The organism is Pseudomonas sp. NFACC02 (genome assembly GCF_900110765.1).
In the GTDB taxonomy this organism is placed as follows: Bacteria; Pseudomonadota; Gammaproteobacteria; order Pseudomonadales; family Pseudomonadaceae; genus Aquipseudomonas.
The window spans coordinates 114,231-135,341 of sequence record NZ_FOEO01000013.1 but is presented as its reverse complement, the minus strand read 5'-3'; the positions used below and the strand labels follow the sequence as shown (position 1 = coordinate 135,341).

The window sequence follows — 21,111 nt, the reverse complement described above, 5'->3', positions numbered from 1 at the left end:
TGATCCACCGCATTCGCCAGCAAGCCGGCTCCCACAGGTCTGCGGTCTGGACACTGATCCGTGCCTCAACCCGATACCCTGTGGCTGACGCGCGCGGATCGTGAAATTGCTGCGAGCATTCCACACACCCGGCAACACACTGAAGACAGGAAAGTAGCGCTCTGAAACGAATTTTTATCTTTTTTGCGAACAAGATGCCGAGATTGTTATCTGTTTGTTGGTAATTTGCGTTCGGCAAGGATTGGGAAAGCGCACTTTTTTGTGCAGGAAGGCACAGCATTTCTTCAGAGGCTTCACCTTATGAATCGCAGGAATCTCCTGAAAGCGTCCATGGCGCTGGCAGCCTATAGCGCGCTGCCCGCGTCAGGCCTTTACGCTGCACGTGCATTGGCCGCAGCGGCCGATGGCGAAATCGAACATTTCGACTTCAAAACCTTGCAAGACCTCGCCAAGCAAATGGCCGGTAAAGCCTATGTCAGCACCAAGCAGAACCTGCCGCCAACCTTGGCGAATATGACGCCTCAGCAGTTCAATGCGATCAAGTACGACGCCGGTCATTCTCTCTGGAACGACGTCAAAGGCCAGCTCGACGTGCATTTCTTCCACGTCGGCGCGGGCTTCAAGACCCCCGTGCGCATGTACAGCGTCGACCCCGCGACTCAAGAAGCGCGTGAAGTGCACTTCCGTCCCGAGCTGTTCAATTACGAAGCCAGCCGTATCGACAAAAGCCAGCTCAAGGGCGATCTGGGTTTTGCCGGCTTCAAGCTGTTCAAGGCCCCGGAGATTGCGATCAACGACATTCTCTCGTTCCTCGGCGCCAGCTACTTCCGCGCAATCGACAGCAACAAACAGTACGGCCTCTCGGCACGAGGCCTGGCCATCGACACCTACGCCCACAAGCCTGAAGAATTTCCTGACTTCACCAAGTTCTGGTTCGAGAAACCGACCAAGGACGCTACCCGCTTCGTGGTCTACGCGCTGCTGGACTCGCCCAGCGCAACCGGCGCGTACCGCTTCGACATCGACTGCCAGGCTGATCGCGTGGTCATGGACATCGACGCTCACATCAATGCACGCGCCGACATCGAGCAAATGGGCATCGCTACCATGACCAGCATGTTCAGCTGCGGCACCCATGAACGTCGTATGTGCGACACCATTCACCCGGAAATCCACGACTCGGATCGGCTGGCGATGTGGCGCGGCAACGGTGAATGGATTTGCCGCCCGCTGAACAACCCGGCGAAGCTGCAGTTCAACGCGTTCGCCGACAAAGACCCCAAAGGCTTCGGCCTGGTGCAGACCGATCACGATTTCAAAACCTATCAAGACACCGTCGATTGGTATCACCGCCGACCGAGCCTCTGGTGCGAACCGACCACGGCTTGGGGAGAAGGGTCGATTGATCTGCTGGAGCTGCCCACCACCGGCGAGACACTGGATAACATCGTTGCCTTCTGGAACCCGAAGGTGCCGATCAAGGCCGGTATGTCGATGAACTATGGCTACAAGCTGTATTGGAGCCCGCTGCCACCGGTGAGCACACCCCTGGCTCAGGTTCACGCCACCCGTTCGGGCATGGGTGGCTTCATTGAAGGCTGGGCGCCGGGCGAGCATTACCCGGAGGTCTGGGCGCGCCGTTTCGCGGTGGATTTCAATGGCGGCGGGATCGACCGCTTGCCAGAAGGCTCGGGTATCGAGCCAGTGGTTACGGTGTCGAGTGGCAAAGTCCAAGATTTCAACGTCCTGGTGCTTCCGGACATCAAGGGCTTTCGTGTGACGTTCGATTGGTACCCGACCAGCGATTCAGTCGATCCTGTGGAAATGCGCATGTTCATCAAGACCGGCGACCGCACACTGAGTGAAACGTGGCTGTATCAGTACTTCCCGCCTGCACCCGACAAGCGCAAGTACACCTGATGCCTGAACGCTCCCTCAGGTCCGAGGCTGCTTGAAGAAAAGGCACGTACTCAACCTGATCTGTAACGAAAATGAGTCATAGGCGACCTTGCTTGTGACTCGTTTCCGCCTCGATTTCCTAGCGTCAAATTTTCATCCATCAATAAATTCAACAGGTTACGAACCACGATTTTTATGACCGCTGGTATCTGTCCGAAAATTTGACTAATTGATTGACAGCCCCCGCTTCTGAGGCTGATATATCCCCTGTCACGCCGCGTGAGAGGGACCTTGAACGGCCGTTCCCTCTTCGATATGGCCTGCACCGAAACCTTCTCTTCAGCTCAATCGACGGCCACTGCCGAGTTCGATGAGCGGTAGCTTTGCCTTGCAGGCGATGTTCTCGCCTTCCGCCTCCACGCTTGATGATCTCTCCTATTTCCGCGCTCCCGAGGGGCTGTACCCATGATGTCGACTTCCCCTGCTTACGTTGAAAAACCGTCGATGCTGTCGTTCGACAAGTCCACCGCGATCGTGCTGGTCGCGATCAGTCTGATCATGGTCGAAACCTTTTCCGGCGCGCTGCGTTTCTATCTGGACAAGGCCGGCATTTCGGTACTTCTGTACGGGCCGAAAGTCGCGTGTCTTCTGTTCTTTGCCCTCGAACTGCGCAGCTTCAAAGCCGGGCCCGGTGTCTGGTTGAGCTTCCTGGTGCTGCTGCTGTCAGCCGCCTGGGCTGCACTGAACGGTGCGGGGGCCGGCAACTTTGCGTTCGCGCTCTATGGCATCAGCCCGTTGCTGTTCGGCATGGCGTGCGGCGATCAGATCACCCGGCACAAACGTCTGTTCATGTGGGCCATCGCCTTTGCGCTGATGGCATCCCTCGCCGGTATTGCGCTGGACAAGTACACCGACCTGCCCTGGAAGGGCTACAGCTACAGCATCGGCGGCACCGAACTCAGCGCCAACACCACGTGGGCGTCGGAAGAGGCTGACCGGCCCGCCGGGTTCGCCCGGATTTCCAGTGCGCTGGCAATCATCATCTCTATCTTCAGCCTCTATTTGATGGCAACCCTGCGGTCAAAAACGCTGGCGCTGGGCATCTGTGCCATCGGCTTTGCCGGCGTTGTCCTGACCACCAGTAAGGCACCCGCGCTTGCGTTCATCGGCGGCGTCGGCCTGTTGATGATCACGCGGTTTCGCTGGACCACGCGCGGCGCCATCGTCGCAGCGGTCCTGCTCGGGATGTCCTTGCCATTCATTGCGATGGCGTACGACTTCGATCCCAACAAGGTCTCCGCAGGCAACTCGCTGTCGTCGATCTACGACCGGCTCGTCAACACCTGGCCCAACGTGATCAGGGTACTGCTCAGCGAAGACCGCGAGTACACGGGCGCAGGGTTCGGATTGGTCGGCAGTGCCGTGGCGGCGTTCCCGGTGGTCGGCGCCGACATCTTCATGGTGTCGGACAGCACGGTGGTCTACCTCTGGGCGACCTTCGGCCTGGCGGGATTATTTCTGTATGCCATGCATATTCCGCTGTTTTTCATTCTGGCCGACAGCGCCACACGTTATGGCCGCGCGATGCTGGCGACCGGTTTCTGCATCTGCATCGTCAGTTGGACCACCGACACACTGGAAGTGACCCTGGCGAACCTGTTTCTCGGTATGGCCATCGGGCATGCGCTCGCCGCGAGGTCGCAGGCGAAGGCCTCCGCCCCAAAGCCGAATGAACTGGCGCAATGGACCGGCCTGCCCGGCTTGAGCTAACACGGAAGTTTATTGATGAATGCATTGAGTATTGGCCGTAAAGGTCTGCTGTTACTGTCCAGCCTGTTTGTGGTTAATGTTGCCGTCGCGGAGCCCTTCATCGTGGGCGTAGCGACGCATTCGATGAACAACCTGGCCCAGCCGTTACGCAGTCTCGAACTGGCGACGGCGGCGGGCGTGACATCGGTACGTGACGACGCGTTCTGGTCCACAGCCGAGCCGACGCCTAACCAACTGCGCATCATCCCGCAGTGGCGCGCCTGGCTGAACGCCGCCAATGCGCTGGATCTCAGTCCCATGGTCATTCTGGGCTACGGCACGTCGTTCAACGGCAACGCAAAGCCGCGCACGCCTGAAATCAAGATTCCGTACCTGGCCTACGTCGACTACACCACCCGACAGCTGGGCAACCCGGTGAAGTATTACGAGGTCTGGAACGAGTGGGACATCGAAGGTCCAAGTGATGCGCGCCTCAGCAGCGATTACGTGACGTTGGTCAAGGACGTCGCGCCAATCATTCGCAAGAACACCCCCCAGGCAAAAGTGCTGGCGGGCGCCGTGACGTCGGCGGGCATCAAGGGTGGTTTCGTTGACCGCATGCTGGCCGCTGGCGTGCTCAAGTATGCGGACGGCCTCTCCCTGCATCCCTATGTGCATTGCGAAGGTCGCGATCACAACACCCCGGAAAGCTGGATCAACTGGATGCGCGATCTGGACCGTCGCTTCTCCGAAAGAGCCGGCAAGCCTGTGCCGCTGTACCTGACAGAAATGGCGTGGCCGAGCCATGAGGGCAACTGCGGCATCAGCACGCAGCGTCAGTCGGCCTATCTGGCCCGAGCGTATTTCCTGGCGCGCACCGTGCCCAATATCAAGGGCATGTGGTGGTACGACCTGATCAATGACGGCACGGCAAACGACGATCAGGAGCACAACTTCGGACTGCTCAATATCGACCTCAGCCCCAAACCCGCGTACTCCACCCTCAAGGCCATCAGCCCCTATCTGCGCGACTTCAACTACGACGCCCGCAACAGCCTGCAAGCCGACAACGTGTACAAGCTGGCCTTCAGCGATGGTCGCGAACGCATCATCGTGGTCTGGGCAACCGGAAGGCCACGTGAGGATCATGTCACTGCCACGGCCATGAACAACGGTCAGGTTCGCGTGCTGGATACGCAGGTCCCGGACAAGGGAATGACGGACAGTGAACAGCGCTGGCAATGCAACGGCGACCACTGCTCGACGCCCGTCAGCCTGTCCGAATTTCCCAAGATCATCCGTTTAAGTCCAGGCGCCTGAACCGTGCCGCGATGCTGTTTACACCTCAAGCCCGCCTGATCCCCGTCAGCGCGGGCTTTTTTTGGGAATTTTCGTGAAGTCGCCTGCAAATAGTGGCATTACGACACATGAGCGACATTTCCCGCTGATAGTCTTGAGATCCATCTTGGGCCTGGGCAGACGAATCGCATGGGATTTCGACGCAGACTGTTGGGGGGTTGCCTGCTTTGCTTGCTCGCGTGGCCGGTTATGGCCGGTCCGTATGTGGCAGGTGGCGCGCAGTGGAAGCCATACGCCTACGAAGACGAGAACGGCCACTTGCTCGGCGTGTCCGTCGACATTGCCCGGCGGGTCATGCAACTGGCCGATCTCGACGTGACCTTTGTCACCTACCCGGTCAACCGCCTTCAATCGATGCTGCAGAAAGGTGAAATCGACATTAATTACGCGGATGCGCTGATCTGGAACAGTCCGGAAGAACAGCGTCATTACGTGTTCTCCAAGCCCTACTCCGTGGTCAAGGAGCACCTCTATTTCCTCGCCGATCACCCCGCACGCAAACTGCCTGTCGAGCAACTGAATCAGCTGACGATCGGCATGGTGCGTGGCTACACCTACCGGGCGCTGGATCCGGCCATAACGGCACACAGGCTTGATCGGTTAGAGACGTCTCAAGAGGAGGCGTTGATCAAACTGCTTGGAAACCGACGCGTCGACGCAATCGCAATGGTCGACGACATCTTCGACACCCTCGTGACCAGCCACCACCTGGACCCCGATCTGTTCCATAAAGGGGCAAAACTCAGCGAAGCGCCACTGGTGTTCAAGCTTCAGCCCCAACACGTGCTATGGCTACCGCCCATCAATCGCGCAATCGACGCCCTGCGCGCCAGCGGGGAGCTGGAGCGTATCCGCAGACAGTATTTACCGGTGAAGGCAGGGATGAGTTGCGCGGCTTCGGGGAAGGTGTGCTGATCATCGGGCCCATGATGTGTTTCAGTCGCCGGTATTATTGCTGACCCGGCGCATTCGTCGGAATGCCGCCCAGACCAAGCTCACTCCCACAGGTGCGAGTTCTGGACACAGGTCGTGCATAAACCCGGTCCCTGTGGGAGACGTCCGAGGTTACGAGGGCAGCGAAGGCGTTGGGTCAGTCGCTTGTGATGTCGCCTGACCCAGCGCATTCGCGAGCAAGCTCACTCCTACAGAAGAAATCGCTTTCAGCCAGACTGCGAATCCTTTTTCAAGCAGTGACCGTCATCCCCAGCATCTCCCGCGCTATTCGGTCCGCATCCACAAATGCCCTCGAATAACTGCCGGATGACGGCACGTAGTGGTTGTAATACGTCGCACCTTCGACGATAGGTCCGGTTATCCACAGATTGGGCTGTGCCTTGCCGTGGCCGTCGACGTACGGAGCTTCGCCGTTCCCGTTGAGACTGTGGACAATTCCGCTCTCACGCAGTTGACGGATGATGCGTGGTTGCGATGCGAGTGTGCGATTGTCGCGAACGTGGGCGCTGATTACAGCGTCGAGTACTAGCACCTTGCCGCCCTCGAGCGTCACTGAAACGTCTGATGTGTTGGGGTTGTGCATAACTTTTGAGCCGTGCACCCATTGCAGGACGCCCGCCTCAGCTAATGCCAGCAACTCTTGATGACGTTCCTTCTGCGGACCGGCAACCATGCGATTGACCAAGGGCGCATATTCGCTGAAGAAAATCCGATGGGATTCGCGCGTCAGGCCTTGGTTATCCACAACGCGACGCAATTGTTCGCGGCAGCTCCTCCATACCTCTACTGCGGCTTTGATCGGACTGTGGTCAAGATCGAGAATGCTCTCTTTCACATCGTCCTCGATAAAGCGTTTAACCCATGCCGAATAATTATCCACAGGGGCTTGCAGAGCACGGGGGTTGAAGGCGCTTTCGTCCAGCATCGGCACCGCGAACCGTTGAGCCAGCTCAGCGGCTTTAGCCTGGATTTCTCCCATCAGAAAGGCGTTGGCAATCTCGGATTTCACGCTCAAGGACGACTCGCCTTGAAGGCCTGCAATCATGCCAAAGTACTCAGCCAGCATTTCAGCTTTTAGAAGCGGCAGGACTTGGCTTTCAAAGTCCAACCCTTGCGGGTTTTCAACGCGCAGATCAGCCACCGCCGACAGGGTGAAGATCAGCGGAGAACCGCCCACACGGTGCGGCGCGATGTCTGGCCGGGTACGGTACGGCAAGCCACTGCGTGAATACATGAACAGGCGCGGTTCCTGGCCAGAAGGCTGATAACGCAAGCCTTCAGGCGCTTGCACAAATTGCCCGCCTCTTCCGACCGTCAGGCCCGCCACCGCATCCATGGCGGACAGGCCAAGCCCTTCAATACCGACTGCATCTGTGGACGAAATCGCTGCCAGCGCTGACGGCTGTGGATAAGCCTCGAACACTTTCGTAAGTCCCGGAGAATCGCTCAACGGTGGGGCGCTCGCTGCGTGCCCAATCGTTATCAACAACCAATCCACCTGATGGTTTTGCGTGCCTGTGGACAATACAAATCCGCCCAGATCAGTGTGCTCCACGTTATCCACAACCCGCGCATGGTGTCTCACCCGTACGTTCGTTGGCAGGGCCCGAATCACCTCCTCGTACGTCCAGGCGAGGTATTCCCCCAACCACGCCCGAGGTAGAAAAGCGTTCGGTAGCACGGTGCGTTCGCCAGGCTTGAAGCGCAGGCACCACTGATAAAAGTCCGGGCCTTGGCGGCCGCTGAACCCACCAAGGGCAGCTTGATCGGGAAACATCGAGATCTGCGACGCCACGGTGTTGAGCATCAAATACTCAGGCTGCTCCACCGAATGCAGCCCTGGTCCCGGTCGATGGGGATCGAACAGGCTGATCTCGATGCGTCTATCGCCCGTGGCCGCCAATGCACACAAGCGCTCCAGCACCGTCAGCCCGCGAGACCCGCAGCCGACGATACCAATCTTGATGGCGGGCTTCTGCCCATCGTGGACAGCCTGTCCTTGTGTTGGCCGCGCGGTGCTCAGTTCCATCTCAGTGTTTCTCCAAAGAACGAATCAATGGCGACCGCGCTCGACTCGGCCAACGCGGTGTCGACGATGAACTTGCTCAGCGCCAGGTCCAACACACCCAGGCCGAATGGCGAGAAGATCGACGCCTTGTCTGGATCGAGTGCGACCTCACCGCGCATCAGGCCCGCGAGCGTGCCATTCATAAAGTTGCGATTTCCGGTGAGCTGCTCGGCCAGATGGGGTGAGGTGTTGGCCTTCATGCAGTGCTCGACGTCATCACACAGGTTGTTGGCCGCCAGCAGCAATTGCGGTGCGATGTCGCGCAATGAAATGTTCAGGACCACCTGACCTGCGCGGAAACCGGTCGGCGGCTTCACGTAAGGTTCGCCAGCGGTGGTGGCGAAGATCACCAGATCGGCCGCAAGCGCCTCGTGCAACGACCCGCTGCGGGCTGTGCATAAGTCGATTTGTTCGACATACCCCGTGAGCGCTTTGGCCGAAGCCTCATCAAAATCGTGCACGACGGCCTGCCCGATTTCCCAGTTTTCCACCGCCAGCATTCGCGCGATGTTGCGGGCGATCACTCCAGCACCGACAAATCCTACAGAGCCCGCCTTGTGAGACTGACCATTAAGCCAGTAAGCGCCCGACACCGCCGAGGCGGCCGTTCTGACCGCACTGATCTGCGCACCTTCCAGGCATGCGTAGGGATAACCCGTCTCGCGGTCGTTGAGGATCACCACCGCTGAAGCCCGCGGTTTTTGCTGAGCGACGTTCCCAGGGAAGCTCGAAATCCATTTGATCCCCGCCACGGCATCGTCGCCCTCCAGCGACGCGGGCAAAGCGATGATCCGGTTGGCCGGCTGCTTGGGGAAACGCAGGAAATAGCTGTCGGGGTTCAGGGTAAGACCGTCATGGTGCTGCAAATACACCTGCTCGATTCGCGCGACCATGGTGTGGGACTGTCTGTCGAGAATGTCCTTGATCACCGCCCCCGGAATGACATGAAAATCAGACATTCAGCGCTTCTCCTTCGAAGGTATGAACGTAGTTTTTCAAATAACGGCTGATGGGTTGAGAACTCAGCGCTACCAACTCGGCGCGACCGAACTTCTGCATCACCCATTCGTCGTTGTAGATCGTTTCCAGATAGCGTTCACCGGCGTCCGGAGAGATCGCCACGACCACGGCGTCCTTGGGAATGCCCAGCGAGGGTGCCGCCAGCCCGGCGACCACCGTGCCGGTCGAGCCTCCCGCCAGCACGCCGTTGGACCTGGCCAGCCAGCGGCACATGGCAACCGTGGCGCGCTCGTCCACCACCTGCTGTTTGTGCAAGTGGTGGGGGCGGAAGATTGGCGGCATTTGACTGGAGCCCAGCCCCGGAATGAACCGCTTGCCGGGTGCCTGACCAAACGTCACCGAGCCCGTACTGTCCACGGCAATGATCTTGGTTCGCGGCGAATGCTTTCGGAAATACTGCACGCAGCCCATCAACGTGCCGGTGGTGCCAGCGCCAACCACCAGATAGTCCAGCGCGGGAAAGGCGATATGAATCGATCGCGCTGTCGTCAATTCGTGGGTGCGCGCGTTGGCCGGATTGCTGTACTGGTTCAACCATAAGTAGCGAGGGTCGCGGGCCACGGTATCGCGGATATAACGAATGCGGGTGCCGAGGTAACCGTCGTTGTCGTCACGCTCGGTGACGATGACGATCTGCGCGCCAAACGCCTCCATCATCTTGATGTTGTGCAGGTTGGTGTTGGGATCGACCACACAGCAGAAGGCGTAACCTCGTTCGGCGCAAATCATCGCCAGCGCCACACCGAGGTTGCCTGAGGACGATTCGATGAGCACCGTGTCCTTGTGGATAAGTCGACGCTCGGCGTAGGAGTCGATCAAACCGATGGCGGTTTTCATCTTGATCGAGCCCGCCGGGTTGCAGGATTCGAGCTTCAAATGCAGGTTCTCGAAACCCAGCCCCTTGAGACGAACGAAATTCGAATCGCCGACAATATGAGAAATGAAGTTCATGGCCGTGCCTCGATGCGGACCGACCTGGATCGCGCCGGGTGCGAAACCACGGGCGCCAACTGACGCGGCTGGGTCGCCAGGAGTGCATCGGTCAGTTGCTGAGCACGCAACGCCACCATCGAAAACGACTGTGCGTCGCTGATGCCATGGGTCTTTTCCGACGTGCCATTGGCGAGAATGTGCACGCCTTCACTGTTCTGCAGCCCCACGCGGTAATGGCGATCCACCGCCAGCGTTCCGTCCTCGTCGCGCAACAGCCACGGTTGCAGCAGCGTCAACAACGGCGGCACCGCAAGTTGCTCGTAGCCCGTACCGAGTACGATGCCGTCGACGTACAGCGTGGTTTCTAGACCTGTGTTGCTGTCACGCAGCACCACTGAGTAGGCGTCACCGACCTTCTCCACTGACACCACATCGGACCAGGTATGAAGATTCAGGCGCTGATGCCCGCTCACCTCGCCTTCGTACATGAAGGAGTACAAAGCCTGGCTCTCGTCGGCATCGATGCCCGCATAGTTAGTCGAACGAATCTCGTCGAAGACCTTGCTACGACGCGCTGGCTCCAGCTCATGGAAGTAATCCACCTGTTCAGGCAGAAACGCCATGTTGGGAAATTGCCCCAGCTGACCCACCCGGAAACCCACCCCTCGGTGTACCGAATGCACTTGAGTGGTCGGCGCCGCGCCAAGCAAATGCGCCACGGCCTCGCCTGCGCTTTGGCCTGAGCCCAGCACCAGCCAGCGCTGAGCGATGGGGCCGCCGCCCAGATGAATGTTCTTGAGGTATTGCGAGGTGTGGAACACTCGCCCCCCCAGATGAGCGCTGAACGCCTCGGGAATTCTCGGCAGGCTGCCGTGGGACAGCACCAGACGTCGAGTGCGATAGGTGCCCTGAGCTGTCACCACGTCGACGGCGCGCAGAATGCCCTTTTCTGCGACGGGCAATACGTCGATCACGCCTTCGTCGTAGGACACATAGTCCTTCAGCTGCGCGGCAACCCAACCGATGTAGTCGGACCATTCCACACGACTGGCCGAACGGCCCAACAGACCGAACTTGTACAGACGCCCTTTTTCTTTCAGGTACATCGCGAACGAGAAGCGGCTGCGCGGGTTACGTGGCGTCACCAGGTCGCGAAACACGTGATGGTTGATGTCAGTGCCCGCCAGCAGGAACGCGCCATGCCAGGTCGAATCGCGACCTTTCTCGAAAAACCGCACGCGCGCGAACGGCTTCTTACCGTTGTCCTCCGCTTCGTCTTCCAGCGCGCAGGCCAGCGCGATACCGGCGGGACCGAAGCCGACCGAGACAACGTCCAACTCCTGACGCACACCCTCGATTTCAAACTGATTCATGGTGGTTCTTCCTGAAAGGTTTAGAGACTTGACGAGCCATCGAGCAGCTCGATTCAACTCAACAGACGTCGCTCATGGACGTGCTCGTCGGCGTAGACCCACAGCGAAATCCGGGCGTGATCGTTTTCCCCATTGCTAAAACTGATGGAGCCGGCAGGTGTGGAAAACTGTTCGTAGCGCAGCGCATCGAGCAGCCCACGCCGTTGACGCGCCGCCAGATCCACCAGCGAAAACGCTGCCAGGGTTTCAATGGCGTAAACCGGCGCCTGCTCGCCGTAAAAGCGCTGATAAGCCAGGTCGACCGACTGCGCTTCCGGCAGATCGCTGGCCACCGGGAAGCTGACGACATACACAGTGCCGGTGTGCGCCAATCCCGAAACCAGTGCAGGCGACGCGGCATCGTCAGTAAAAAAGAGCGGTAATCCACAACCCGCCGCGCGGTTTTCCACAAGGAACTGACGGCTGGCTTTCAAGCGACCGCAGAAGACCAAGGCGTCGGCGTGGGCAGCATCGCTTACAAGTTCGACTGTGGATAACTTCGCTGCCGCTTGAAGCTCGCGCAGCTGTTGCTGGCCGTGAAGACTTGGATCGGCGGACGCCGCGAGTCTGAGGAGCCCCTGAGTTTCGGCAAACCTCAGTAATCGTCCGGCCAGTACACGATCGGACGCGCATACCCGGAAGGTAGTGCGCCCCTCTTCGGTCAGTGCAGCACACGTGGATGCCGGGAGGATCAGCGGGATGCCAGCCTGTGCATAAGTTTCCACCACGGCGGCGGCCGACTCGGAGGCAAAGTGGCCGATCACCGCATCGACTTTCGCATCGATGAAATGTTTCGCCGCCGCCCTGCCACCTTCGGCATTGGCGCCGTCGTCGAAATAGAAATGCCGCGCCTTGCGCACGTTGCTGAACAAGTGACTGGAGAGGTAAACGCCCCGCAGAAAACTGCGGGCATGCAACGTGGTGCCGACGTCCAGCGCCGCGCAAATGCCAAGGCGCATCATGACAACGCCACCTCGGTAAATCGCGATGGGCAGAACGCTTTCATGATCTCCCGATGGCCGGCGTCCATGGACATGCCGGACATTAACCCGCCCAGCTCGAACGCCAGCAGTTCGGCCACGCTCGGCGCCATCTTGAAGCCGATGCCGCAGAACCCTGTCGCCAGATAGACATGGCTTTTAACGGAGGAGCGGCCAATCAACGGGCGTCCATCGTCGGTGTAGGCGTCCCAGGCGACCTGGGTCACGACGGGCATGCAGTGATGATGGTCGTATCCCAGCCTGGCCACGCGCTCCATCGCGTCCTGCTCGTTGTCCATCAACGACAGGTTCAACTGACTGGCGTGCTCTGCGCGTTGACGCCGTTGACCGCCGACTTGCATCAGATTGCGGCCAAGCGGAAGCAAATAGGTATTCAGATGGTGCGCAATCACCGGCATGCTGGGTGCTTCGTCACAACCCAGGCGGGTGAACGGGATGGTACGCGCATGCACCGCCCCGTGAGGCCGCGCCAACGGCCCGTCGGCGCCGCACGCATCAACGACCCACGTGGCCTCCAGGCACAATTTGCCCGCGTGAACCTGCACATGCCCGTCGAGCTCAATGCAGCGGTCAACCGCCAGATGATCGAGGAACGTCGCCTTTTCACTGACATAGCGGCACAGATTGGAAACCGTGGCCCGCGCATCGACCATGCCACCATTGCGCTCGATGAGCAGACACTGGTCCGGACAGAACGAGGCAAAACGTCCGTTATCCAACGCACTCACCGATGCGTGTAGCTCAATGTTCTGGGTTGCTTCGGTACCCACTGCGTCCAGATACTGGCCACACACCTCGGAACTGGCGATATAGGCGACACCGGTGCGCTTGAGGGCTTTTTCGAATAACGCATGAACGATGCCGGTGCTGCCATGGTGCGCCCCACGACGGGTCAGCGGACGCAATGCCGGGTCAAGCTCCAGACCTCTTACGATGCCACCGGTATCACGCGTCGCGCCTTGACCGCCGCAGATGCCCTTCTCCATAAGGGCCACGTCCAGGCCGTTTTCGACCAGCGCGGCGGCGACGGAAGCGCCAACGACGCCGGCACCGATCACGATGACATCGAATGAGGTTTTCATCAGGGTGCCTCCCGGGTCAGATCTCGTATTCCACGGCGCTGATGTACACCAACTGTTGAAACACTTCGTTCTCGGTGAAACGGCAGTACCGCAAGATCTGCCGGGCCAGGTCCGGGAATACCGGCGCGCCAATGGCGCCAATCAACGCCATGTACGGCAGAATCCGTTTGCCGAGCAGTTGGCGGTCACGGGCCGCATTGATCACGTCGGACAGCAACACCGCCAGACCTTTCATGGTGAAGTGATCCACCGATGTCACCTCGAACCAGCGGGCAACGAGGATCTTGATCGCCGCAGCGTCCGCCGATGTCACTTTCAGGCTGTCTCCGTCGACACGCTCGCGCTCGGCCTGTGCAGCCAGCTTGACCAGCACTTCGTTGAAGGTCTCTTCACGCCAGGCGGCGAATTTCTCCACATCGAAATCGTCGGTGTCCTGCTCGGGCGCGATCAACGCCAGATAGAACCGCGCGCTGTCGGTGCAGGCATCGGCGACCAGGTCCCGAGCCCAGATCGCGTAGTTGCGGCTGGTGGACAGGTTCTTGCCGTTCAACGTCAGGAACTGGTTGGTGTAGAAGGTCTGACGCATGCGATAGCCGTGCATCGTCTGCAGCAGCGACGGGTACACCATCATGTGGCTGAAGGCGCAGTCATAGCCGAGGAAATGCACCATCCGGCCTTTGCCGGAGCGGCAGTATTCGTCGTATTCCCATGGCGCGTGCTTGTGCTCGTTGAGGTATTCGCGGAACGCGCCCAGGTAGCCGGACAATCCCATCACCCAAGTGTGAATACGTCGACTGCCATCGGGTTTAAGGTCCAGTCCGCCGTCGTGCGGACGGGTGATCGCCCAGTCCAGCGGACCCAGTTCAAACTCTTCGTTAAGAAAGCGGCGAATGAACGGGCGCAGCGGCGCGTGCTCGAAGCTGCTCTTGAGGTGGTTGCGGAAGTTGGACAGCGCCAGAAACTCACGCTCTACCGGTCGCCAGATCATCTGTGAGGAGCAGAGTTTGCAGTGGAAGTTGCTCATCTTCGAGGCGTTGGGCGTGTGCGCGCACTCTTCGCACTGACTCGCATCGGAATCCGAGCCGCAGTAGTCGCAGTTACCGCGACCGAACGCCTCGTAGCCCCATTTGTCGCAGTGCTCGCAGTAGGGTTCCTGGCTGACTTTCTTGTAAATGGCACCCGCCTTCACCGCATACTCGTACATCTCCTCCACGGCTTTCTTGAAGTAATTGTTGCGGTACGGGCGCATCCAGAAATCGACCTCGATCCCCATTTTTTTCAGGGTGTCGTTGATCTTGTCGGTGTTCTCCAGCGCCAGCTCCTGCGGCGCGCGGTCCAGTTCGATGCCTCGACGCAGCATGTACGACTGATAGTCGTCGGAATAGGACACCAGCGTGCAGTCATGCCCGCGCTGACGCTGCGCGCGCGTGAAGATATCCGCGGCCAGAAAAGGACCCGCCATGTGTCCGATATGCAGATCCCCGTTAGGTGTTGGCGGGGTGATGGTGACCAGTAACTTGCCCATCACGACGCCCTCTGCGCGGATACGTCGTGCACCGTCGCCTTTTGCAGCGCAAACGCGTTTGAAGCCACAGCTTGCCGGGCGTCTTCATCGAGGAATCGGTTGGCTGAATCGCGATCCCACCAGACCACATAAAAATGGAAGTCTTCGTCCGTGTCGTTCAACACGTAGTGATCCGTGTGCTTGGGAATGGCGGCGATATCGCCCATGGTGAACGGGTACGTCTGGTCCCCGACCACCAACTTGGCGGTCCCTTTTATCCCGATGAAGAACTCCTGATCGATCTGGGTATGCGACAACGATTGGGTGTGCGGGCGTACGACGCACCAGCCGCCGCCGATGGGCGTCGGGTAGCCGTCCCACGGCAAAAGTCGTGAACCGTCCAGATCATATTCATGGACCAGTTTGTCCCAAGCCATGGGGCGAAAAATTTGAAAGTCTGTCATGAAGATATCCTTCAACCCGAAGCATCCCTGCTCGTTGTTTTTCGGCGTCCGCGCGTGAGGCACAACGCCGTTGAGTTGGGGGATAAGCTGAAGAAAATCGCAGGAGGGAGCAAACAAGAAATACGCAATTACCGGTTAAGTCTGACTTAACTCAGCACGGCTTAATCATTCGATTTATCAACGGATTAAGCAGGTTTTGGGTGGGTCTGCGCCCACCAATGGACACTGAAGCAGGGCTTAACTGCCTTCCAAAACAGCGAATAAAAACCAGACAGCGTGATCCCGGACAAATCACGCGCGGTGGATGGGGCAATCAGCGGGTCGTGAATTCGCGTTGGCTGGCCACCGCCTGCGATACCAGCCAATCCCTGAACTGCCGACTGGACTTGGGCAGAATGGCGGTCTCGTCATACACCAGGTAATACGCGATCGGCGTGTCGATGGTTGCGCGAAAGGGCACCACCAGACGGCCCGAGGCCAGTTCCTCGCGAATCAGCGAGCGACGGACCAGCGCAATCCCCATGCCCGCCAGGGCGGCTTCGATCACGCCGTTGGAATCCACAAAAACCGAACCCTTCTGCACCGCGGCTTCGGCATCCTCGATTCCCACGGCCCTGAGCCACAATCCCCAGTCTTCACGGTGCTCATCGTGCAACAGGTTGTAGTTCTTGAGATCGATGGGAGACGACAGAAAACGCGACTCGGGCAACAGACTCGGGCTGCACACCGGCTGCAGACGGTCGTTGATCAGCATCTCGACCTCAAGCCCCGGATACCGACCCAGGCCATGACGCACGGCAAAATCGACCCCGTCACCCAACAGGTCGACCAGACGGTTGGTGGTGCTGATCAGCACTTCGATACCCGGGCAGAGTGCCTGAAAGTCGGGCAAGCGCGGCAGCAGCCACTGCATCGCAAAACCGCTGGTGCAACTGACCGTGATGGTATTCGGACCGTTATCGCTCATCAGGCGCTGGGTCGCGTCGGCTATCTGCCCCAGTGCCGGGCGAATGGCACGCAGATAAATCTTGCCTTCCGGGGTGAGCTCCAGACGCTTGGTGTTACGGATGAACAAGGTGACGCCAACCGCCTTTTCGAGCTTGGCGATCTGTTGGCTGATGGCCGCTGGAGTGACGAAAAGCTCGCCCGCCGCGCTCTTCATGCTGGCGTGACGCCCCGTTGCTTCAAAACACAGCAAGGCGTGCAGGGGCGGGAATTTCATGCCGGTCCTCAGTTAAGAAAATCTAATGTGCTTAAGAAAAGCTCGCTTGAGCGCCCCTTCAGACACTGCTCAAATCATCACACCCTGACTCGGCGAGCGTCAATCTACACCTTCCGGGTCGTTTTGAATGTACAGGATCAGGAAGGAAGTCTCATGAGGCCATCGGATTATGTTCGGCTATTGCTGCTCGCCGCGATCTGGGGAGCCAGTTTTCTGTTCATGCGTGTAGCGGCACCCGTACTGGGTGCGTTACCCACTGCGTTCTTTCGAGTGCTGCTCGGCGCGATCGGTTTGTTGGTCATCCTCGCGATCCTCAAAACGCAGCACGACTTTCAAGGCAAATTCAAAGCCACGATGGTATTGGGCGTCATCAACTCAGGTATTCCATTCCTGATGTACAGCATGGCAGCCATACTGTTGCCGGCGGGTTACTCGGCCATTCTCAACGCAACGACACCTTTGATGGGCGTGTTGATTGGCTCGATGTTCTTCAACGATGCGCTGACACCCAAAAAAGCGGCGGGCGTCTTCATCGGTTTGCTGGGCATCACGTTGCTGACCACGACGGGCCCGATGACGTTCACCTCGACCGTTGTCATGGGTGCGCTGGCCTGCCTGGTCGCCACCAGTTGCTATGGCGCAGCTGGCTTCCTGACGCGCCAGTGGATCGCCGACAGAGGCGGTCTGGACGCCAAACTCGTGGCATTCGGCAGTCAGGTAGGCGCCACCCTGTTCCTTGCACCGTTCTTTGCGATTTCAACCACCGTCAATCCGCCCGCCAGCTGGGGTGATTCGACGGTCTGGTTATCGCTGGCGGCGGTCGGTTTCATCTGCACCGCGTGCGCCTACATTCTCTATTTCCGCCTGATCGCCGACATCGGTCCGGTTCGCTCACTGACCGTGACCTTTCTGATTCCCCCGTTCGGTGTGCTGTGGGGCGTGATGTTCCTGGATGAACACCTGTCGGCCGGCCACCTCTATGGCGGCGGCCTGATCTGCCTGGCTGTGTGGTTCGTGCTGAGCAAGAACAAACCCAAGCCGGTAGAGGCAACGCAGGACTCACCTGCCGCCACCTGATTTCACTTATCCACCGCTGAACCCGAAACGCAGTTGTCTGGTGGCGTTAACCAGACGGGGCCCGGCCGCGCCCGCTTTCCTCTCGGCCATGCGACAAGAACAGCTTTGGGACGTATCGAGATGGCAATACGAACAGACGCGTTAACCCTTTGGCTGACGGGTTGTGACATTTGGACGGAGTATGCACGATGAGCAGAGCGATCCCGTTGATTGCCCTTCGTACCTTCGTCGAGGTGTGCAAAGTGGGCAGTATGAAACGTGCCGCCGACCACCTGTGCGTTTCCCCGGCCGCCATCAGCCAGCAAATCAAGGGCCTGGAAGACCAGATCGGCAAGCGCCTGTTCGAGCGCGACGCCAAGGGTATTCGGCTCACGGCCAGCGGCCGGACCCTGTTCGATGAACTGTCCGACACCTTCGACGTCATTGAAAAAGCGTGGTCCGGCGCCGCCCTGAAACAACCTCGGCAAACCCGACTGGTCATCAGCACGACGTCTACCATCGCCAGCTCCTGGCTGATCCCGGCGCTGGGCGACTTCAAAGAGCGCTGCCCGAGCATCGAAATCTCGATCCAGATCTGCAACGGCCTCTCCGATCTCAAACACGGGCATGTGGATATCTCCATTCAGCGAGAAATGGCCAGCAGCCCGGACAACCATGCCACCCGCCTGTGGTCCTCTTACCTCATCCCCGTCTGCAGCCCCAACCTGCTCAGCAACCAACGCACCATCGAAAGTCCACAGGATTGCCTGACTTATCCACTGCTGCAGGACACCGAACGCAATTACTGGAAGGTGTGGATGAATGCCTTCGGCATGGGTAACCGCAAAATGATCCAGGGCTCCAGCTACGGCGACGAGTCCCTGTTGATAAGTGCCGCATGCGCTGGCCAAGGCATCGCACTGGTCAACAGCGTCTTCGCTTCCGAAGCCCTGCAGTCCAAACGCCTGGTGCAAGTGACCAATGCCACCTCAGAACTGAAGTTCGACTACTTCGTGTACTGCGCCAAGGAACGGCGCGAGGAGTGGGCGATTGTGGAGTTCATGAAATGGGCGGTGCAGCAGGCGGGTAAGACAGCGAAAGGACATGTGCGCGAAATCGATGGCACCAGTAAGGTCGCGTGATGCCCGCTATCGGAGCGTCGTGTCGACTTGCGACCGATGCCTCGCTATACGATTTCACGCAACTCGCTGGACAGGGAGCTTCAATCGGCAATTACTCAGCTGCCCCAACGTTGGCTCTAAATCTTTTCCACCCTTTTTTGAGTAGCATACCCATCACGCCCAACACCGGAAGAACTATCCACGTCCAGAGGTTTTCGGGTTTAAACAGGGTCTGGTTCAAAAATTCTTTGAATGTTTCCCATAAACTCGTTTCCACCTCGATATTCTTTTCCCAGGTTTGAACCACCCACGGCGTTTCAATCTGGCCATCAGTAATAATTGCCTCTAGTTTCATCGTCAACAATAAAGTCCCCGAAACCTTGGGCTTCACAGTCCATTCCCAAACCGTAGGCTCTATCCCGGCGAGCGGCTTTACTACAGGATCTGAGGGCTTAATATCGAAATCCGGCCCGGTGAGTGAGGCTTGCATCTTATTCGACAACTTTGCTTCCGAAGACATAACGAGTCCACGGACCGATGAACGTTGACTCTGAATTTCAGCCAGTAAGGTTTTCAACTCCTCGGGCGTTTTATGAGCGCCTATCAGGAGCTCGATCGTTGTCCATCCGTTGGTGGGAATTTTTTCAGGCCAGTTATAGGTCACATTTCCTACAACCAATCGTTTGAGCACATTATCGATGTAAGAAGTGTCTAGAGTTGCCTTTATGGATTCTGTCGGCTTAGCTATGGACGGGTGCATGGAAGTAGCATCGGCTACCACTGGCTTCTGACTGAAAACCACATCCTCCGATTTAGGGGGTGGCGGCGATGCTTGAGACGTGGAGGCCATCGTCGCATAGCCTTCATTCGGAGCGAGCGTTAAGTAGGATTCGTTAACGCGAGGTTCATCATCCCGAGATACTGGAATTTCCGTTGCGGGCAAAGAGGATTCCGCAATTGGAGCCGGGGCAATCGATCGATTTATTGCTGTCGGTGGGGCGATGAGGTGCAGAAGCCGGCCTCTGGTTAAGTTGACAGAAGAGTTGGCGGAGGAAATCAAACTCAACCTGTCTTCCTTCTGCACAGGCGAAACATTCGCGGGAGGCTGTTTTGCGTTAACTTCCCTGACATTCTTAATAACTTTCGGTTGGCTATTATTAGATAAGCTTTTTTCGACATCCTTCACTTGCTTGTGGCGAGGCTGCTCCAATGCTGGCTCAACAACGCTCTCTCCGAGCGGCTCGCTCTTCGACTGGAGAGAACTATTGACCTCACGATTGGGCGGTGAACACCCCCATATGCCTATGACAGAGCAAATGATAAAGAGTCGGATACCCCACAGTGGACTTTTTTCAAAGATCGTTTTCATAACCCCTCCCCTGTTGAACGTCTGTGCAGCCCGACAACAGTTCTGGGTACGGTTAAATGATAGCGGATTGGTGCCTTTTTGAAGCCCGCTGCGCAGCATTGTGTTTTTTAAGGGCTGAGCCTGGAAGAAGCGCAGAACTGTCGCAATCAGCAATGACGCGGCTTTGCGCGGCAATAACGGCGTATCCAAGTCGAAACTGCCGCTCACCAGAGCTCGCTTTCGGCTGATTCTATTGAAAACGTCTGACTTTCAGTTCGCCTGAACTCAGGCAAGGCCACAACCACAGAATCTACTCACCGCGTTGAAGGGTTTCTCGGCCCTTCGTGGGCCATTGTTGTTTTGTTATTGGGATAGTTTGAGGTTTTTCGCTTAGTGCAGGCGCACCTATCCCGTGGCAGGCGGCCCTTCAGATGTAAATGTGTCCAACCGGCCCAGGTTCTGAAACGCAGCCTACCGTAGCAACTGAATGGTTCTGTCGTCCGGCTTCCCGCCATAGAACTGATCGAGCGCTCGCTGATACAAGGCTGCTTCCGGCTGGGCTTCGTTGAACAATGTCAGGCATGAGCGCAGCTTCAGATCATCGGGCGAGCCAAAAATCTGCAGGGCGCTTGAATCGCCATGTTTGAGCAGAGCCTCGACACACTCCACGAGACGCGGCCCGAGCAAAGGGTGCTCCAGATAAGCGCGCGCCTCTCTCATATCAGCGATGCCGAAACGCATTGCAGTTTCGCTTGTGCCCAATCCCTTGAGCTGGGGAAACACGAACCACATCCAGTGGCTCGTCTTACGGCCTTCGCGCAGTTCATCCATAACTCGGCTGAAAACCGGCCGCTGCGCGTCAACAAATCGAGAGAGATTGAAAGGGTCGTTCATGATGGGATTTCCTTGGTCATAGCAA

At 58.2% G+C, this 21,111-nt stretch carries 17 protein-coding genes; 6 read left to right on the top strand and 11 right to left on the bottom strand.

Features of this window, described 5'->3' with window-relative positions; translation table 11 throughout:
- The first annotated feature begins 300 nt into the window (after positions 1-300).
- The 4 genes from BMY73_RS13700 (at position 301) to BMY73_RS13685 (ending at position 5,922) form a co-directional block, all read left to right on the top strand.
- On the top strand, positions 301-1,920 hold the full coding sequence (locus BMY73_RS13700; protein WP_062386119.1) for a glucan biosynthesis protein D: 1,620 nt from the start codon (positions 301-303) through the stop codon (positions 1,918-1,920).
- 444 nt (positions 1,921-2,364) lie between these two features.
- Complete coding sequence (locus BMY73_RS13695; RefSeq protein ID WP_370588101.1) at positions 2,365-3,669, top strand: hypothetical protein; 1,305 nt, start codon at positions 2,365-2,367, stop codon at positions 3,667-3,669.
- Between the two features lie 15 nt (positions 3,670-3,684).
- On the top strand, positions 3,685-4,968 hold the full coding sequence (locus tag BMY73_RS13690; RefSeq protein ID WP_092407700.1) for a hypothetical protein: 1,284 nt from the start codon (positions 3,685-3,687) through the stop codon (positions 4,966-4,968).
- Positions 4,969-5,196: 228 nt separating this feature from the next.
- A complete protein-coding gene (locus BMY73_RS13685; protein WP_062386125.1) occupies positions 5,197-5,922 on the top strand; it encodes a substrate-binding periplasmic protein in 726 nt (241 codons plus the stop codon).
- A 268-nt stretch (positions 5,923-6,190) separates the two neighbouring features.
- Here the strand turns inward: BMY73_RS13685 and BMY73_RS13680 are convergent, their stop codons facing one another.
- From BMY73_RS13680 to gcvA, 9 genes are all read right to left on the bottom strand, one after another.
- Positions 6,191-7,990 (bottom strand): FAD/NAD(P)-binding protein, encoded by a 1,800-nt coding sequence (locus BMY73_RS13680; RefSeq protein WP_092407698.1) that lies wholly within the window; start codon positions 7,988-7,990, stop codon positions 6,191-6,193.
- On the bottom strand, positions 7,981-8,988 hold the full coding sequence (gene sbnB / locus BMY73_RS28865) for a 2,3-diaminopropionate biosynthesis protein SbnB (RefSeq protein ID WP_371914976.1): 1,008 nt from the start codon (positions 8,986-8,988) through the stop codon (positions 7,981-7,983). Before sbnB ends, BMY73_RS13680 begins: the two co-directional genes overlap by 10 nt.
- Positions 8,981-10,000: a 2,3-diaminopropionate biosynthesis protein SbnA gene (sbnA, locus tag BMY73_RS28860; RefSeq protein WP_062386130.1), complete on the bottom strand. Its 1,020-nt coding sequence runs from the start codon at positions 9,998-10,000 to the stop codon at positions 8,981-8,983. Before sbnA ends, sbnB begins: the two co-directional genes overlap by 8 nt.
- The gene (locus tag BMY73_RS13670; protein WP_092407696.1) at positions 9,997-11,355 is read right to left on the bottom strand and encodes a SidA/IucD/PvdA family monooxygenase; all 1,359 of its coding nucleotides are present in this window, start codon (positions 11,353-11,355) and stop codon (positions 9,997-9,999) included. The genes sbnA and BMY73_RS13670 overlap by 4 nt, the downstream gene beginning before the upstream one ends.
- A gap of 53 nt (positions 11,356-11,408) precedes the next feature.
- A complete protein-coding gene (locus tag BMY73_RS13665) occupies positions 11,409-12,356 on the bottom strand; it encodes an ABC transporter substrate-binding protein (RefSeq protein WP_092407694.1) in 948 nt (315 codons plus the stop codon).
- Positions 12,353-13,477 (bottom strand): NAD(P)/FAD-dependent oxidoreductase, encoded by a 1,125-nt coding sequence (locus tag BMY73_RS13660; protein WP_092407692.1) that lies wholly within the window; start codon positions 13,475-13,477, stop codon positions 12,353-12,355. The genes BMY73_RS13665 and BMY73_RS13660 overlap by 4 nt, the downstream gene beginning before the upstream one ends.
- Positions 13,478-13,493: 16 nt before the next feature.
- Positions 13,494-15,002: a methionine--tRNA ligase gene (locus BMY73_RS13655; RefSeq protein WP_092407690.1), complete on the bottom strand. Its 1,509-nt coding sequence runs from the start codon at positions 15,000-15,002 to the stop codon at positions 13,494-13,496.
- Entirely contained in the window at positions 15,002-15,445 is a 444-nt protein-coding gene (locus BMY73_RS13650) for a cupin domain-containing protein (RefSeq protein WP_082060918.1), read from the bottom strand. Before BMY73_RS13650 ends, BMY73_RS13655 begins: the two co-directional genes overlap by 1 nt.
- Before the next feature lie 313 nt (positions 15,446-15,758).
- Entirely contained in the window at positions 15,759-16,667 is a 909-nt protein-coding gene (gene gcvA / locus BMY73_RS13645; protein WP_062386139.1) for a transcriptional regulator GcvA, read from the bottom strand.
- Positions 16,668-16,820: 153 nt separating this feature from the next.
- Here gcvA and BMY73_RS13640 point away from each other — a divergent pair, with 153 nt between their 5' ends.
- Positions 16,821-17,744, top strand: coding sequence for a DMT family transporter (locus BMY73_RS13640; protein WP_092407688.1), 924 nt, complete (start codon positions 16,821-16,823; stop codon positions 17,742-17,744).
- A gap of 188 nt (positions 17,745-17,932) precedes the next feature.
- The gene (locus BMY73_RS13635; protein WP_092407687.1) at positions 17,933-18,865 is read left to right on the top strand and encodes a LysR substrate-binding domain-containing protein; all 933 of its coding nucleotides are present in this window, start codon (positions 17,933-17,935) and stop codon (positions 18,863-18,865) included.
- Between the two features lie 91 nt (positions 18,866-18,956).
- Here BMY73_RS13635 and BMY73_RS27980 read toward each other — a convergent pair whose 3' ends face one another.
- The gene (locus BMY73_RS27980; protein ID WP_139214225.1) at positions 18,957-20,420 is read right to left on the bottom strand and encodes a hypothetical protein; all 1,464 of its coding nucleotides are present in this window, start codon (positions 20,418-20,420) and stop codon (positions 18,957-18,959) included.
- 243 nt (positions 20,421-20,663) lie between these two features.
- Entirely contained in the window at positions 20,664-21,086 is a 423-nt protein-coding gene (locus BMY73_RS13625) for a DUF1810 domain-containing protein (RefSeq protein WP_062386146.1), read from the bottom strand.
- Positions 21,087-21,111: the final 25 nt, after the last annotated feature.

What these genes read in the sequence shown, in the direction of transcription:
- BMY73_RS13625 (WP_062386146.1), bottom strand. Translation starts at nt 21,086, where the DNA reads ATGAACGACCCTTTCAATCTCTCTCGATTTGTTGACGCGCAGCGGCCG.
- gcvA (WP_062386139.1), bottom strand. Translation starts at nt 16,667, where the DNA reads ATGAAATTCCCGCCCCTGCACGCCTTGCTGTGTTTTGAAGCAACGGGG.
- BMY73_RS13640 (WP_092407688.1), top strand. Translation starts at nt 16,821, where the DNA reads ATGAGGCCATCGGATTATGTTCGGCTATTGCTGCTCGCCGCGATCTGG.
- BMY73_RS13665 (WP_092407694.1), bottom strand. Translation starts at nt 12,356, where the DNA reads ATGATGCGCCTTGGCATTTGCGCGGCGCTGGACGTCGGCACCACGTTG.
- BMY73_RS13660 (WP_092407692.1), bottom strand. Translation starts at nt 13,477, where the DNA reads ATGAAAACCTCATTCGATGTCATCGTGATCGGTGCCGGCGTCGTTGGC.
- sbnB (WP_371914976.1), bottom strand. Translation starts at nt 8,988, where the DNA reads ATGTCTGATTTTCATGTCATTCCGGGGGCGGTGATCAAGGACATTCTC.
- BMY73_RS13635 (WP_092407687.1), top strand. Translation starts at nt 17,933, where the DNA reads ATGAGCAGAGCGATCCCGTTGATTGCCCTTCGTACCTTCGTCGAGGTG.
- BMY73_RS13685 (WP_062386125.1), top strand. Translation starts at nt 5,197, where the DNA reads ATGGCCGGTCCGTATGTGGCAGGTGGCGCGCAGTGGAAGCCATACGCC.
- BMY73_RS13680 (WP_092407698.1), bottom strand. Translation starts at nt 7,990, where the DNA reads ATGGAACTGAGCACCGCGCGGCCAACACAAGGACAGGCTGTCCACGAT.
- BMY73_RS13695 (WP_370588101.1), top strand. Translation starts at nt 2,365, where the DNA reads ATGATGTCGACTTCCCCTGCTTACGTTGAAAAACCGTCGATGCTGTCG.
- sbnA (WP_062386130.1), bottom strand. Translation starts at nt 10,000, where the DNA reads ATGAACTTCATTTCTCATATTGTCGGCGATTCGAATTTCGTTCGTCTC.
- BMY73_RS13655 (WP_092407690.1), bottom strand. Translation starts at nt 15,002, where the DNA reads ATGGGCAAGTTACTGGTCACCATCACCCCGCCAACACCTAACGGGGAT.
- BMY73_RS13700 (WP_062386119.1), top strand. Translation starts at nt 301, where the DNA reads ATGAATCGCAGGAATCTCCTGAAAGCGTCCATGGCGCTGGCAGCCTAT.
- BMY73_RS13670 (WP_092407696.1), bottom strand. Translation starts at nt 11,355, where the DNA reads ATGAATCAGTTTGAAATCGAGGGTGTGCGTCAGGAGTTGGACGTTGTC.
- BMY73_RS13650 (WP_082060918.1), bottom strand. Translation starts at nt 15,445, where the DNA reads ATGACAGACTTTCAAATTTTTCGCCCCATGGCTTGGGACAAACTGGTC.
- BMY73_RS13690 (WP_092407700.1), top strand. Translation starts at nt 3,685, where the DNA reads ATGAATGCATTGAGTATTGGCCGTAAAGGTCTGCTGTTACTGTCCAGC.